The 12,862-nt window shown below is 69.8% G+C and carries 13 protein-coding genes; 7 read left to right on the forward strand and 6 right to left on the reverse strand.

Features of this window, described 5'->3' with window-relative positions; translation table 11 throughout:
* Positions 1 to 3: 3 nt before the first annotated feature.
* Positions 4 to 450 carry a metallopeptidase family protein gene (locus AB0N22_RS00795; RefSeq protein ID WP_364634716.1) on the reverse strand — a complete coding sequence of 149 codons (447 nt, stop codon included), beginning with the start codon at positions 448 to 450 and terminating at the stop codon, positions 4 to 6.
* A 57-nt stretch (positions 451 to 507) separates the two neighbouring features.
* Between AB0N22_RS00795 and AB0N22_RS00800 the strand changes: the two genes are divergently transcribed.
* From AB0N22_RS00800 to AB0N22_RS00810, 3 genes are read left to right on the forward strand one after another with little or no spacing between them, the layout of a single operon-like run.
* On the forward strand, positions 508 to 828 hold the full coding sequence (locus AB0N22_RS00800) for a DUF3499 domain-containing protein (RefSeq protein WP_364639142.1): 321 nt from the start codon (positions 508 to 510) through the stop codon (positions 826 to 828).
* The gene (locus tag AB0N22_RS00805; protein ID WP_364634719.1) at positions 825 to 2,183 is read left to right on the forward strand and encodes a phosphomannomutase/phosphoglucomutase; all 1,359 of its coding nucleotides are present in this window, start codon (positions 825 to 827) and stop codon (positions 2,181 to 2,183) included. Before AB0N22_RS00800 ends, AB0N22_RS00805 begins: the two co-directional genes overlap by 4 nt.
* A gap of 22 nt (positions 2,184 to 2,205) precedes the next feature.
* On the forward strand, positions 2,206 to 2,373 hold the full coding sequence (locus AB0N22_RS00810; RefSeq protein WP_364634721.1) for a Trm112 family protein: 168 nt from the start codon (positions 2,206 to 2,208) through the stop codon (positions 2,371 to 2,373).
* Between the two features lie 82 nt (positions 2,374 to 2,455).
* On the opposite strand, the gene AB0N22_RS00815 is transcribed toward AB0N22_RS00810, so the two are convergent.
* The 5 genes from AB0N22_RS00815 to AB0N22_RS00835 form a co-directional block, all read right to left on the reverse strand.
* Entirely contained in the window at positions 2,456 to 3,169 is a 714-nt protein-coding gene (locus AB0N22_RS00815; protein ID WP_364634723.1) for a hypothetical protein, read from the reverse strand.
* Complete coding sequence (locus AB0N22_RS00820; RefSeq protein WP_364634725.1) at positions 3,064 to 4,125, reverse strand: hypothetical protein; 1,062 nt, start codon at positions 4,123 to 4,125, stop codon at positions 3,064 to 3,066. The genes AB0N22_RS00815 and AB0N22_RS00820 overlap by 106 nt, the downstream gene beginning before the upstream one ends.
* Positions 4,122 to 4,382 (reverse strand): DUF3311 domain-containing protein, encoded by a 261-nt coding sequence (locus AB0N22_RS00825; RefSeq protein ID WP_364634728.1) that lies wholly within the window; start codon positions 4,380 to 4,382, stop codon positions 4,122 to 4,124. The genes AB0N22_RS00820 and AB0N22_RS00825 overlap by 4 nt, the downstream gene beginning before the upstream one ends.
* Positions 4,383 to 4,455: 73 nt before the next feature.
* On the reverse strand, positions 4,456 to 5,457 hold the full coding sequence (locus tag AB0N22_RS00830; RefSeq protein WP_364634731.1) for a hypothetical protein: 1,002 nt from the start codon (positions 5,455 to 5,457) through the stop codon (positions 4,456 to 4,458).
* A gap of 1 nt (position 5,458) precedes the next feature.
* Entirely contained in the window at positions 5,459 to 7,141 is a 1,683-nt protein-coding gene (locus AB0N22_RS00835; protein WP_364634734.1) for a hypothetical protein, read from the reverse strand.
* 145 nt (positions 7,142 to 7,286) lie between these two features.
* On the opposite strand from AB0N22_RS00835, the gene ahcY reads away from it, so the two are divergent.
* From ahcY to AB0N22_RS00855, 4 genes are all read left to right on the forward strand, one after another.
* Positions 7,287 to 8,714, forward strand: a complete 1,428-nt coding sequence (gene ahcY / locus AB0N22_RS00840; protein ID WP_364634736.1) for an adenosylhomocysteinase — start codon at positions 7,287 to 7,289, stop codon at positions 8,712 to 8,714.
* An 83-nt stretch (positions 8,715 to 8,797) separates the two neighbouring features.
* Complete coding sequence (mtrA, locus tag AB0N22_RS00845) at positions 8,798 to 9,496, forward strand: MtrAB system response regulator MtrA (RefSeq protein WP_364634739.1); 699 nt, start codon at positions 8,798 to 8,800, stop codon at positions 9,494 to 9,496.
* Between the two features lie 28 nt (positions 9,497 to 9,524).
* Complete coding sequence (gene mtrB, locus AB0N22_RS00850; RefSeq protein WP_364634742.1) at positions 9,525 to 11,054, forward strand: MtrAB system histidine kinase MtrB; 1,530 nt, start codon at positions 9,525 to 9,527, stop codon at positions 11,052 to 11,054.
* A complete protein-coding gene (locus AB0N22_RS00855; RefSeq protein ID WP_364634745.1) occupies positions 11,051 to 12,835 on the forward strand; it encodes an LpqB family beta-propeller domain-containing protein in 1,785 nt (594 codons plus the stop codon). Before mtrB ends, AB0N22_RS00855 begins: the two co-directional genes overlap by 4 nt.
* Positions 12,836 to 12,862 lie beyond the last annotated feature (27 nt).

The raw sequence follows: 12,862 nt of genomic DNA on the forward strand, positions 1-12,862 counted from the left end.
GGACTAGCGCGGCCGGGGATCGAGGTCGTCGGGCGACATGTGCCAGACCTCCGCGAGGCGGTCGAGGACGACCGTCCAGACGAGGTCCTCCAGGTCGTCGTTGCTGGTGCACCGCTGGGCGATCGGTATGCGGAACAGCACGACTCGGGAGCCCTCGGCCTCCGGCGCGACGATGCTCAACGGCACGTCGTCGGTCCATTCGGGGGGCAGCAGCGGCGCCTCCTCGACCACGACCTCGACGTGGTCGGGCTCGACCGTGAAGTGTGGCTCGAGCGCGGCCAGGACGTCCCCGACCAGCAGGTCGAACGACGCACGCGCCGGGCGGTGAACCGGCACGCTGCGCGGCGAGAGCGGGCCCGGGAGAGCCATCGGTCCCCGTGGGCCCCGCCCGCGTCGATCGCGCATGCGGCCGGGCCGCGGACCGCTGACGACGCCACCGAGGTGATCCATGCGGTGAGCCTAACGCGCGGTGTCGGCGCCGGGGGATAACCTCGGCTCGTGGGTGCGGTGAGACGATGCACGCGATCGGCGTGCTCCCAGGCGGCAGTGGCAACGCTGACCTATGTCTATGCGGACCAGACCGCTGTGCTGGGTCCCCTCGCGACCTACGCCGAGCCGCACACCTATGACCTGTGCGCCGAGCACTCGCAACGGATGTCGGCGCCCCAGGGCTGGAACGTCCTGCGTCTTGCTCCCGACCCCGCCGCGACCGAGCCCACCCGGGACGACCTGCTCGCCCTTGCAGACGCCGTGCGTGAGGCCGGCCGCCCACCGGCGCCCCAGCCCGACGGACCACCCGCCCTTCGACTCGTGAGGCCTGACTCTTGATCGACCCCCGTCTGGCGGAGGTGGTCAAGGCGTACGACGTGCGCGGCCGCTCGCCCGAACAGCTCGACCCTGCCCTGACCCGCGCCCTCGGCGAGGCCTTCGCCATCGAGACCGGGGTCACCGGCGGCGGCACGGTCGTGATCGGCCACGACATGCGCGACACGTCGCCGCTGCTCGTCGAGGCGTTCTCCGACGGTGTGCGGGCCCAGGGGGGCAACGTCATCGGCATCGGCCTGGCCTCGACCGACCTGCTCTACTTCGCCTCCGGCGACCTCGACCTGCCGGGCGCGATGATCACGGCCAGCCACAACCCGGCGGCCTACAACGGCATCAAGCTGTGCCGGGCCGGGGCCAAGCCGATCGGCTACGACACGGGGCTGTCGGCGATCGCCGAGCGCGCCACCGAGTTCCTGGCCCGCACGGAGCTGCCCGACCCCACCGGCACCTACGAGGAGCTCGACGCCCTGAGCCGCTACGCCGACTACCTCCACGAGCTCGTGCCGGTCCCGGACCGCCGCCGGCTCGAGGTGGTCGCCGACGCCGGCAACGGCATGGCCGGGCACACGGTGCCGTCGGTGTTCGCGACCCTCAACGTGGCGCTGACCCCGATGTACTTCGAGCTCGACGGCACGTTCCCCAACCACGACGCTAACCCGCTCGACCACGCCACGCTCGTCGACCTGCAGGCCACCGTGCGCGAGACCGGCGCCGACATCGGCCTGGCCTTCGACGGCGACGCCGACCGCTGCTTCGTCGTCGACGAGCGCGGCGACGTCGTCTCGCCCTCGGCCATCACGGCGCTGATCGCCTCACGGGCGCTGCTGACCACGCCGGGCGCGACGATCCTGCACAACGTGATCACGTCCAAGGCGGTGCCGGAGATCATCGCCGAGAACGGCGGCACCGCGGTCCGTACGCCGGTGGGCCACTCCCTCATCAAGGCCGAGATGGCGCGCACCGGCGCGGTCTTCGGCGGCGAGCACTCGGGGCACTTCTACTTCAAGGACTTCTTCCTCGCCGATTCCGGGATGATCGCCGCGCTGCACGTCATGGCCGCGCTGGCCGAGACCGACGGCACGGTGTCGGAGCTCATGGCGCAGTACGAGCGGTATGTGTCGTCGGGCGAGATCAACAGCACCGTCGACGACGGGCCCGCGATCCTGGCCGAGCTGTCCAGCACGTACGCCGACCTGCCGCAGGACACCCTGGACGGGCTGACCGTCACGGGCGACCAGTGGTGGTTCAACGTGCGCGCATCCAACACCGAGCCGCTGCTGCGGCTCAACGTCGAGGGTGACGACGAGGCGACGATGGCGCGCGTGCGCGACGACGTGCTGTCCGTCATCCGGCGCTGAACGGCCCACTAGAGTGGCGATCATGAATCTTGACCCCGCCCTGCTCGAGATCCTGGTGTGCCCGCAGTGCCGGGCGACGCTGGCCGTCGACGACGAGGCCAGCGAGCTCGTCTGCAGCACCTGCGCCCTGGCCTATCCCGTCCGCCGCGACATCCCGGTGATGCTCGTCGACGAGGCCCGCAGCATCTGACCCTCGACCCGCCACGGCCTGGCGGCCGGATCACCAGCGGGCACGCGCCCCGTGGTGATCCAGCCGCCAGGTCCCGGCCTGCCTAGTCGACCGGGGGAGTCGCGAGCGGATCGAGCCGGTCGACGACGTCCGGGTCGCCGGCGTCGGCCAGGTAGTCCGTCGGGTGGGTGTCGTCCGTGCCGGCGTCGACGCCGAGCGCGCGGCAGACGAACGTGCCGATGGCCGCCACGATCAGGTTGAGCGCCAGCGCCGTCAGCCCGAAGTAGATGAGGTTGTCGCTCAGCTCGATGCCGAACACCTCGAGCGGCCCGACGGAGCCACCGAAGTGCGACCCGGGATCGCCCACGACCTCCTTGTTGTAGGCCGCGATGGTGCCCCAGACCATGCCGACGGCCCAGCCGGCGATCAACGCGTAGCGGTGGAACCAGCGGGTGTAGAGACCGATGACGATCGCCGGCAACGTCTGCAGGATCCAGATGCCGCCCAGGAGCTGCAGGTTGATCGCGAAGTCCTTGGGCAGCGCCAGCACGAACAGCAGCGCACCGAACTTGACCAGGAGGCTTGCGATCTTGCTCTGCTTGGCCTCCTGCGCATCCGTGGCGTCCGGGTTGAGGAACGCCTTGTAGATGTTGCGGGTCCACAGGTTGGCCGCGGCGATCGACATGATGGCGGCCGGCACGAACGCGCCGATCACGATCGCGGCGAACGCGACGCCGGCGAACCACGGCGAGAACTCCTGCTCGAACAGCTGCGGGATCGCCAGCTGCGGGTTCTTGACCTGGATGCCGGCAGCCACCGCGGCGATGCCGAGCAGGGCGAGCAGGCCCAGCAGGAACGAGTACGCCGGGAGCAGGGCCGCGTTGCGCCGGATGATGTTGCGGTTCTTGGTCGACAGGACCGCGGTGACCGAGTGCGGATACATGAACAGCGCGAGCGCCGAGCCGAGGGACAGCGAGGCGTACGCCCACTGCGAGACCCCATGCCGGGGATCAGCCCCTTGGGACTGGCCTCGCCGGCCGCGATCGCATCGGCGTTCTCCTGGTTGAACGAGTCGAACGCCTTGCCGGCCGAGTCGAAGATGCCGCTCCAGCCGCCGAGCTGCGTCGGCAGGTAGATCACGGCGACGATGATCACGAGGTAGATCAGCGTGTCCTTGACGAAGGCGATCAGGGCGGGCGCCCGAAGGCCCGACGAGTACGTGTAGGCCGCCAGCAGGGCGAAGGCCACGAACAGCGGGATGTCCTTGCGGAACCAGCTGGCGTCCTCGCCGCCGCCGAGGCCCATGACGTCGAGCACCGCCTGGATGCCCACGAGCTGCAGCGCGATGTAGGGCAGGGTCGCCAGGATGCCGGTGAAGGCGATCGCCAGCGACAGCCCGCGCGAGTCGAACCGGCCCTGCACGAAGTCGGCCGGCGTGACGTACGACCTGCGGTGCGAGACCGACCACAGCCGCGGCAGGAAGATGAAGATGATCGGGTACAGGATGATCGTGTAGGGCACGGCGAAGAACCCGGTGGCGTTGCCGGCGTACAGCAGGGCCGGGACGGCGATGAACGTGTACGCGGTGTAGATGTCGCCGCCGATCAGGAACCAGGCGATGAACGTGCCGAAGCTGCGCCCGCCGAGGCCCCACTCGTCGAGGTTGTCGAGCGTCTCGGCCTTGCGCCAGCGCGCGGCGAGGAAGCCGAGCACCGTGACGAGGAGGAAGAAGAACAGGAAGATGCTGAGGGCGACCGGATCGACGTCGTTCATCGCGGGCCCCCGTTCGTGCGGCCTTCAGCGAGGCGACGCTTGCGCTCGTGGCCGATCACGAGCCAGTAGGCGATCGTCGTCAGGACGACCGAGGCGATGACCAGCAGGAACTGGTACCAGAAGAAGAACGGGATGCCCCAGAGCTCGGGATCGGGCTTGGCGTACGTCCACACGAGCAGCGGCACGACGATCGCGATCGTCAGCGCCACCCCCGCCCCGATCAGCGGGCCCTTGCCGGGCGCGGTGTGTTCTGACATGTGTGACCCCCCAGTCATGTCGGCGTGACCCCCGTCACGCCCCGGACCAACCTAGCGGCTGCCGATCGGGGTGTCAGTACAGGCTCGGCTCGGGCAGGATCGCGTCGTCCGAGTCGGGCACGAGCTCGCACTCGCCGCTCGGCACGGTGCACGTCAGGAGCGAGCTGGGCATGGTGCGCTTGACCCGCTCAGGGTCGTCGAGCCCGGTGTTGGCGAACCCGGCCACCGTGGTGTTGTCCACCCACTGCTTGAGGTACCAGTTCCTCGCGTCGACTCGGGGGACGAGTCGGGTGCCGCCGGCTCGCTCCAGCTCGTCGTAGGGGAAGCGGACGGCCGGGTCGGTCGAGATCTTGGGGTCCATCTTGTTGACGTGGTAGATGCCCCAGGTGCGGTCCGGGTTCGCGTCACCGCCGGCCGTGGGAGGCGAGAGCTGCGGGGTGACCCACGGGTGCTGCTCACCGCCGAGGTCGGCGTCGGACTCGCGTTCGACCTCACCGGTCGCGAGGTCGACCGCCAGGACGTAGCCCTTGGCGGCGTGGATCCAGGCCGTTGCGTCGGAGACCGCGAGGACCCCGTGGGCGACGTCGTCGTAGAGCACCGTGAGATCGTCCTTGTCGGGATCGCCCATGCCTCGGGTGGAGCGCAGCACTTCTTCCCCGGTCTCGAGATCGACCACGACCGAGGTCAGCACGTGCACGTCCTCGTTGTTCGCGGGCCCGGCCTCGGTGTCGAGGAAGGCGAGATATCTCCCGTCGGGGGAGGCCGTCGGTGTCTCGTCGACGACTGCGCCGGTCTCACGCGCGCCGTCCGCGGTCACCTCGACCAGCTCCTTGCTGGCGCGATCGACCACGTAGGCACCTCGGCCGGCCACCACGAAAGAGGCGATCGGCCGGCCGGACTCCACTGTGCTGCCGTCCGGGAGATGGACCTCGCCAGTCCGCCAGTTGGCCCAGGACAGTCCGGCCTCGGCTCCCAGCGGCTCGTCGACGCCCGGCCAGTCGAGCCCACCGGCGTCCGGGGAGTCGCAGGCGGCCAACAGCAGGCCCGTGATCAGCAACGTCAGTGTCCGGCGCATGTCAGGGCCCACCCAACCACGAGGAGAGCGACGAGAAGACGTCGCGTATGGCTTGATCGGCGGTGACGTAGGAGCTGGCCGACGCGACCAGGCCGTCTGCCGTCACGTCGGCCGAGATCCGCCCTTGGCTGATCCACTGTGAGGTCTCGTCGCAGTGCGTCGTGACGACGGACGCGAACGCGTCCCCCTGGGGGTTGACTCCGAGACACCCCGAAGGGAGCGTCACCTCGTCGATCGAGGTCGCCGCTCTGCGCAGACGGCCGGCTCCGGCGTCGAAGTCGACCGACGCCCGCTCGAGCGACACCGGGACGACGTCGATGCCGTCACCGGTCAGGCCGAGCTCGGCGAACGGGGTGACGGTCATGGTCTGGGCCGCCCACAGGTCCTCGAGGCTCGCCGAGTCGCTGGCCGTGGAGTACGGCGCGGCGCCGGACTCGTACGTCGTGATCAGGCCTTGGCCGTCGATCGCGATGACGCCTTCGGACATCGTGGGCAGGCTGACCTCGCCGAGCATGCGGTCCCCGTCGTTGCCGTGGCCGGCCAGGACGTCGCTCAGCCGGTAGGCCTGGAGGTCGCTCGTGTTGCCGCGGCCGAAGGAGGTCGAGAACACGACCTGGCCGTCGATCACCGCTGCGCCCTGGACCTGCGGCGGCGTGGCATGCGGACCGGACTGCTCGACCCACGCGCCTGCCTCGTCCTTGACGTAGGTGAAGAGCTCGCCGGGACCGTTCTCGACATGGGTGCCGACGTACATGGTGTCGCCGTCGATCGTGGAGTAGGCGCCCGCGGCCATCGGGACCGGCTCGCCCAGAGGACTGACGCCCTGCCCGGGACCGGCCTCGCGGATCTCGCGCAGCGAATATGCGTACATCGTGGGGTCGTCGCCCGACGACATGACGTAGACCTGGCCGCCGTGCACCGTCACGCCACCGGCATGGTCGGGGGGAGGGCCGCCCTCGTGGCCGCCGAGGTCGACGAACCCCAGCTGCTCGCCGGTCTCGGGGTCGATGCGCGCCAGCTGCGCCTGATCGTCCGAGTACGCGGTCTGCAGGAGCGCCGGCGGGTTGCCGTCGGGGTCGTAGCCAAGGCCCTGCGGCTTCCAACCGGTGTCGTCGTCGCCGGTGGCCAAGGTGTTGGGGATGATCGGGCCGGAGTCGGTCGGGTTGTTGAGGTCGTACAGCATCGACTTGATCAGACCCGTCGTGCGCCACTGCTCCTGGTCCTCGCTCAACGGGTTGGTCTGCACGAAGTCGATCGCCTCGGCGAGGCGGGCGTTGAAGGCCAGGCGAACGAGGGCCAGGCGCACGAGAGCGATGCTGCGCGCGAGCGACACCTGGTCCCCGCTCACGTCTGACCCCTTGGTGGTGCGCCACCACTGGATGACGACGGTTGCCGACTCGACCATCGCGGCGTAGGCCTCGGCCACCATCTGCAGGGCCAGGGACGTGCGGTTGACCCGCATGAGGGCCACCTCGGCCGCCGCCCGTGTCGTCCAGGCCCGCAGGTTGTAGGCCTCGTACGCCTCGGAGCTGTCCCACTCGGGCTTGTCGGTCGCCATGCCGATCAGGTCGATCGCGTCGGCGAGGTGGCGGATCGTGGTGGCGCAGGAATCGATCGCGGCGTCCAGCGTCCCGGGCTCGCCGGACGTCATGTCGGCAAAGACCTGCTCCGGTCCGTCCGTCATCGACCCGCCCCCTGACTGCCCGCGCCGTCCGCACATCCTATCGACGTTGAGAACGGACTGTCGCAAAGGTTACGCACGCACGTCGCGAGATGTGTCACCCGCGTCGATTCGGTGAGAGGCGCCGCCCGCCGGTACGCTGTCCCGTATGGATTACAACGTCGCAGACCTGTCCCTCGCGGACTACGGTCGCAAGGAAATCGACCTCGCCGAGCACGAGATGCCGGGACTCATGGCCATGCGCGAGCGCTATGGCAAGGACAAGCCGCTCGCCGGAGCCCGCATCGCCGGCTCGCTGCACATGACGATCCAGACCGCCGTGCTGATCGAGACCCTCGTGGACCTCGGCGCCGACGTCCGCTGGGCGACGTGCAACATCTTCTCGACCCAGGACCACGCCGCGGCAGCAGTCGTCGTCGGCCGTGACGGCACCGTGGACGACCCCAAGGGCACCCCGGTCTTCGCCTGGAAGGGCGAGACGCTGGCCGAGTACTGGGACGAGGCCGAGAAGGTCTTCGACTTCCCCGAGGGCGGACCCAACGTGCTGCTCGACGACGGCGGCGACATCACGATGCTGCTGCACCTGGGCGTCGAGTACGAGAAGACCGGCGTCGTCCCCTCGCAGGACAGCACCGACAACGAGGAGTTCAAGGAGGTGCTGCGGGTCCTGGAGCGCTCGGTCGCGAACAAGCCGCAGCACTGGACCACGATCTCCAAGGACATCAAGGGCGTCTCCGAGGAGACGACCACCGGCGTCCTGCGCCTCTACGACCGCTTCCGTGAGGGCACGCTGCTCTTCCCGGCGATCAACGTCAACGACTCGGTCACCAAGAGCAAGTTCGACAACAAGTACGGCTGCCGCCACTCGCTGATCGACGGCCTCAACCGCGCCACCGACGTCATGATCGGCGGCAAGGTTGCCGTCGTGTGTGGCTACGGCGACGTCGGCAAGGGCTCCGCGGAGTCGCTGCGTGGCCAGGGCGCTCGCGTCATCGTCACCGAGATCGACCCGATCTGCGCGCTGCAGGCCGCGATGGACGGCTACGAGGTCAAGCGCCTCGAGTCGGTCGTCGAGACCGCCGACATCTTCATCACCACGACGGGCAACTTCGACATCATCCGGGTCGAGCACTTCGAGAAGATGAAGCACCAGGCGATCGTCGGCAACATCGGTCACTTCGACAACGAGATCAACATGGCCGGCCTGGCCAAGATCCCCGGCATCGTCAAGGACGAGATCAAGCCGCAGGTCCACCAGTGGATCTTCCCCGACGGCAAGAAGATCATCGTGCTGTCCGAGGGTCGACTGCTCAACCTCGGCAACGCGACGGGTCACCCGTCGTTCGTCATGTCGAACTCGTTCACCAACCAGGTGCTCGCGCAGATCGAGCTCTTCAGCAAGGCCAGCCAGTACGAGCTGGGCGTCCACGTGCTGCCCAAGCACCTCGACGAAGAGGTCGCCCGCCTGCACCTCGACGCCCTCGGCGTCGAGCTGACCGAGCTCAGCAAGGAGCAGGCCGCCTACCTCGGTGTCGACGTGGCCGGCCCCTACAAGTCGGATCACTACCGCTACTGAGATCCCGCACGACGACAGCTCGGGCGCCAGGTGTTCGCATCTGGCGCCCGTTGCTGTGTCGGGCTCCGTATCATTGAGGCCTCATGTCATACCGACGGACCAAACGCGACCGGGTGCTCGTCGTCGACGACGACGCCTCGCTCGCCGAGATGCTGACGATCGTCCTCGAGGGCGAGGGCCTCACCGCAGCGGTCTGCCGGTCGGGTGATCGCGTGATGGCGGCGTTCAGCCAGTTCAAGCCCGACGTCGTGCTGCTCGACCTGATGCTGCCGGGGCTCGACGGGATGAGCGTGTGTCGGCAGATCCGTGAGAAGTCGGCCGTGCCGATCATCATGCTGACCGCCAAGGCCGACACCCCGGACGTGGTGGCCGGGCTCGAGGCCGGCGCCGACGACTACATCACCAAGCCGTTCAAGAACACCGAGCTGGTCGCGCGGGTCCGCGCCAGGCTGCGCCGCTCGGAGGAGCTGGCCGAGCCGCTCGTGTTCGGCGACATCGTGCTCGACCCGGCCGGCCACACCGTGACCCGCAAGGGCGAGCCGCTCGAGCTGACGCCGCTGGAGTTCGACCTCCTGGCCTGCCTGCTCAGCGACCCCGCCCAGGTCTTCACGCGCGAGACCCTGCTGCAGAAGGTGTGGGGCTACCACCACCCCGGCGACACCAAGCTCGTCAACGTGCACATGACGCGCCTCAGGTCGAAGATCGAGGACGACGCCGAGAACCCTCAGATCATCCGCACCGTCCGCGGCGTCGGCTACCAGGCGATCAGCCCGGCGGCATGACGCCGCCACGCCCGTCCGACGGTGCCCGATGCGGCGCCTGACCCGCATCTGGCGGCGGTCGATCCAGGCCCGGGTCGTGACGAGCACGATCGTGCTCAGCGCCCTTGTGATCTCGCTGACCGGCTGGGCACTGCTGCGTGACGTGGCCGGGGGACTGGCCGACAGCCGCCGCGTCGCGGCGATCTCCGAGGCACGGTCCGGCTTCGACTACGCCCAGACCCAGCTCGACGCCACCGTCGAGACCGAGCCGGCGACGCAGTCGCAGGCGCTCACGCAGATGGTCGACTCGCTGACCAGCTCGCGAGGTGCCAAGCGGACGTACGAGCTCGTGCTCGAGGGACCTCTGCTGACCGGTGCAGGCGAGGTCCCCGTGCGCTCGTCCGCCGCGATCCAGCCCGGCTCGTTGCCGGCCGATCTCGACCGGGCGGTCAGGACCAATCCGGGGACCTATTGGCGCTACTCCAACCTCGCGCTGCTCGGCGCCTCCGACAGCGATCCGTCGGTCGTGGTCGGCAGCCAGCTGCGCGCACCGGGCACCGGCGACACGTACGCGCTGTACTACCTGTTCTCGATGGAGGACCAGCAGGAGACGCTCGACCTGGTCCGCCGGGCACTGCTGCTCGGCGGGCTGGCCATGGTGCTGATGGTCGGCGGCGTCGCGTGGCTCGTCTCGCGACAGGTGCTCGACCCCGTCCGGCTGGCCCGCAGGATCGCCGAGCGCTACGCCAGCGGCAACCTCGAGCAGCGGATGCACGTCAGCGGCGAGGACGACATCGCCCGCCTGAGCTCGTCGTTCAACCAGATGGCCGCCAGCCTGCAGAGCCAGATCCGTCGGCTGGAGAATCTGTCGCGGCTCCAGCAGCGCTTCGTGTCGGACGTGTCGCACGAGCTGCGCACGCCGCTGACGACGGTGCAGATGGCCAGCGAGGTGCTGTACGACTCGCGCGACCGGTTCGACCCGCAGACCGCCCGGTCGGCCGAGCTGCTCAAGGGCGAGCTCGATCGCTTCGAGTCGCTGCTGTCGGACCTCCTGGACCTCAGCCGCTTCGACGCCGGCGCGGCGAAGCTCGAGCTCGACACGATCGACCTGAGCCAGGTCGCGCGCCACTTCGCGGACGACCCCACGGTCGCGCGCAAGGGCATCGAGGTGCGGCTCATCGGCGTCGACGAGCCGGCGATCGTCGAGGCCGACATCCGACGCATCGACCGCATCGTGCGCAACCTGATGACCAATGCCGCGAAGTACAGCGGCTCGCCGCGCGTCGAGGTCGAGGTCGCCCAGAACGACGAGTGCGTGTCGTTGGCCGTGCGCGACTTCGGCATCGGCCTGTCCGGCGACGAGAACCTCCGCGTCTTCGACCGGTTCTGGCGGGCCGACCCCGCGCGTACGCAGGGCGGCACGGGCCTGGGCCTCGCGATCTCCCGCGAGGACGCGGCCCTGCACGGAGGCACCCTGCAGGCCTGGGGCCGTCCCGGCGAAGGCAGCGAGTTCATCCTCACGATCCCCAAGCCAGACGGCACCGCGAAGCATCCCGCCCTGACCTCGGTGCACGCATGACGTCCGCGAGCCGCACCGCTGCGCCGGCCACCGCGCGGCGCTCCGCTCTTGCCGTCATCGCGCTGCTGGTCGTGTCGGCGTGCGCCGGCATCCCGTCGTCCGGTCCGGTGTCCAAGGTGGCCGACGACGGCGGACTGGGCGAGAGCACGGTGCGCTACTCGCCGGCGCGTCCCGCCGAGGGCGCATCACCTCAGCAGATCGTGCGCGGCTATCTCGACGCCATGCTGGCCTATCCGGTGTCCACCGGCACGGCGACGGCCTTCCTCACGCCAGAGGGGGAGAAGGGGTGGAACCCGTCCGCTGGCGTGCGGGTCTACTCGCTGGTCGGGTTGTCCGGTCCCACGCTGGCCGCCGGCGAGAGCGGTGAGGGCGGGGAGACCACCGACAAGACCCGCGACCCGGTGGAGGTCGAGACCCGCCTCGTCCTCGACGCGAGGCTCGACCAGCAAGGCCACTACACGCGCCAGGCCGGGCCCGGGAACGTGACCTACCGCCTCGAACGGGTCAAGGGCGAGTGGCGGATCACCAACCCCCAGGACGGGCTGCTGGTCAACCGCAAGTTCTTCGACGACTACTACCGGTCGTTCAACATCTTCTACTTCGACCGACCCGGGCGCCGGGTCGTCCCCGACCCCGTCCACGCCGTCGTCGGCGAACAGCTCGCCACCACCCTCGTCACGAGCCTCGCGCGCGGTCCCGCCACCTCGGCTCGAGGTGCCACCCGCACGTACGTCCCCCGACTCCGGTCGCTGCGGCCCTCGGTGCCGGTGTCCGACGACGGGATCGCCGACGTCGAGTTCACCACGGACTTCGCGGCCATGAGCGAGTCCGCCCAGAACCACCTGTCGGCGCAGATCGTCTGGACCCTGCGGCAGGTGCCCGACGTGAGCTCCGTCCGGCTGGCCGGGGGAACCACGGTGCTCTCCAACAGCGACAGGACGACCCAGGACGTGAGCTCGTGGCGCAGCTTCGGCCCGCGAGGGGCTCGGGGGCACGCGTACGCGATCGCGGACGACCGGGTCGTGCAGATCGACGAGTCGACCGTCAAGCGGCTCAGCGGGGCGTGGGGCCAGGACGCCCGGGGGGCGGTGGCCGTGGGCGTCTCGGACGCCGGCGTGGCCGGCGTCCTCCGGGGTCGCAACCTCGTGCGCGTCACGAACCGGCAGGGCACGGACGCCCGTACGTTCGGTGGCTCCCAGCTCCTGACGCCGCGGTGGGACGATGACGGCAGCGTGTGGCTGCTCGACCGCCAGGCGGGCCGGACCCGGGCCCGGCTGGTGACGGGCGACCGCATCCGCACGCTGGGGATCGGTGGACTGGCACGGCTCGACGTCAGGACGTTCGCCCTGTCACCTGACGGCTCGCGCTACGCCGCCACGGTGCGCGGCGTGGGCGGCACCTCCCTCCGGGTCGGCTGGGTCGAGCGGGACACCAAGGACCGGGTCCTGGGTCTCGGCGACCCGACGTCGGTCTTCACCCCCGCGACGGCGCCGCGGTCGGTGACGTGGTCGTCCGGCACCGACGTGAGCTACCTCGCCGAGACCCAGACGGGACGCCAGGTCCACACGACCGCGATCGACGGCTCGTCGACGTCGGGCGGTCTGTCTCGCGACGGCGCGCTCCTGCCGGACGTCGGAGCGACCGACCTGGCCGTCGGCACGGGGGAGACGCCCGCTCGCTACGCCACGGACGCGCGCAGGCGCCTGTGGTTCCTGCCAGCCGGCCAGTCCTGGCAGCTGCTGTCGGCCAGAGGAGTCACAGGCCTGACCTACGGTTCCTGACGTCCACAGGCTCGGTGCGGCGATCTG

The sequence above is a fragment of the Aeromicrobium sp. NPDC092404 genome (assembly GCF_040684095.1).
Taxonomy (GTDB): Bacteria; Actinomycetota; Actinomycetes; order Propionibacteriales; family Nocardioidaceae; genus Aeromicrobium.

Excerpts from the sequence above, each read along its gene's own strand:
- AB0N22_RS00795 (WP_364634716.1), bottom strand. The coding sequence starts at position 450 with ATGGATCACCTCGGTGGCGTCGTCAGCGGTCCGCGGCCCGGCCGCATG.
- AB0N22_RS00810 (WP_364634721.1), top strand. The coding sequence starts at position 2,206 with ATGAATCTTGACCCCGCCCTGCTCGAGATCCTGGTGTGCCCGCAGTGC.
- AB0N22_RS00820 (WP_364634725.1), bottom strand. The coding sequence starts at position 4,125 with ATGAACGACGTCGATCCGGTCGCCCTCAGCATCTTCCTGTTCTTCTTC.
- AB0N22_RS00825 (WP_364634728.1), bottom strand. The coding sequence starts at position 4,382 with ATGTCAGAACACACCGCGCCCGGCAAGGGCCCGCTGATCGGGGCGGGG.
- AB0N22_RS00830 (WP_364634731.1), bottom strand. The coding sequence starts at position 5,457 with ATGCGCCGGACACTGACGTTGCTGATCACGGGCCTGCTGTTGGCCGCC.
- AB0N22_RS00835 (WP_364634734.1), bottom strand. The coding sequence starts at position 7,141 with ATGACGGACGGACCGGAGCAGGTCTTTGCCGACATGACGTCCGGCGAG.
- ahcY (WP_364634736.1), top strand. The coding sequence starts at position 7,287 with ATGGATTACAACGTCGCAGACCTGTCCCTCGCGGACTACGGTCGCAAG.
- mtrA (WP_364634739.1), top strand. The coding sequence starts at position 8,798 with ATGTCATACCGACGGACCAAACGCGACCGGGTGCTCGTCGTCGACGAC.
- mtrB (WP_364634742.1), top strand. The coding sequence starts at position 9,525 with ATGCGGCGCCTGACCCGCATCTGGCGGCGGTCGATCCAGGCCCGGGTC.
- AB0N22_RS00855 (WP_364634745.1), top strand. The coding sequence starts at position 11,051 with ATGACGTCCGCGAGCCGCACCGCTGCGCCGGCCACCGCGCGGCGCTCC.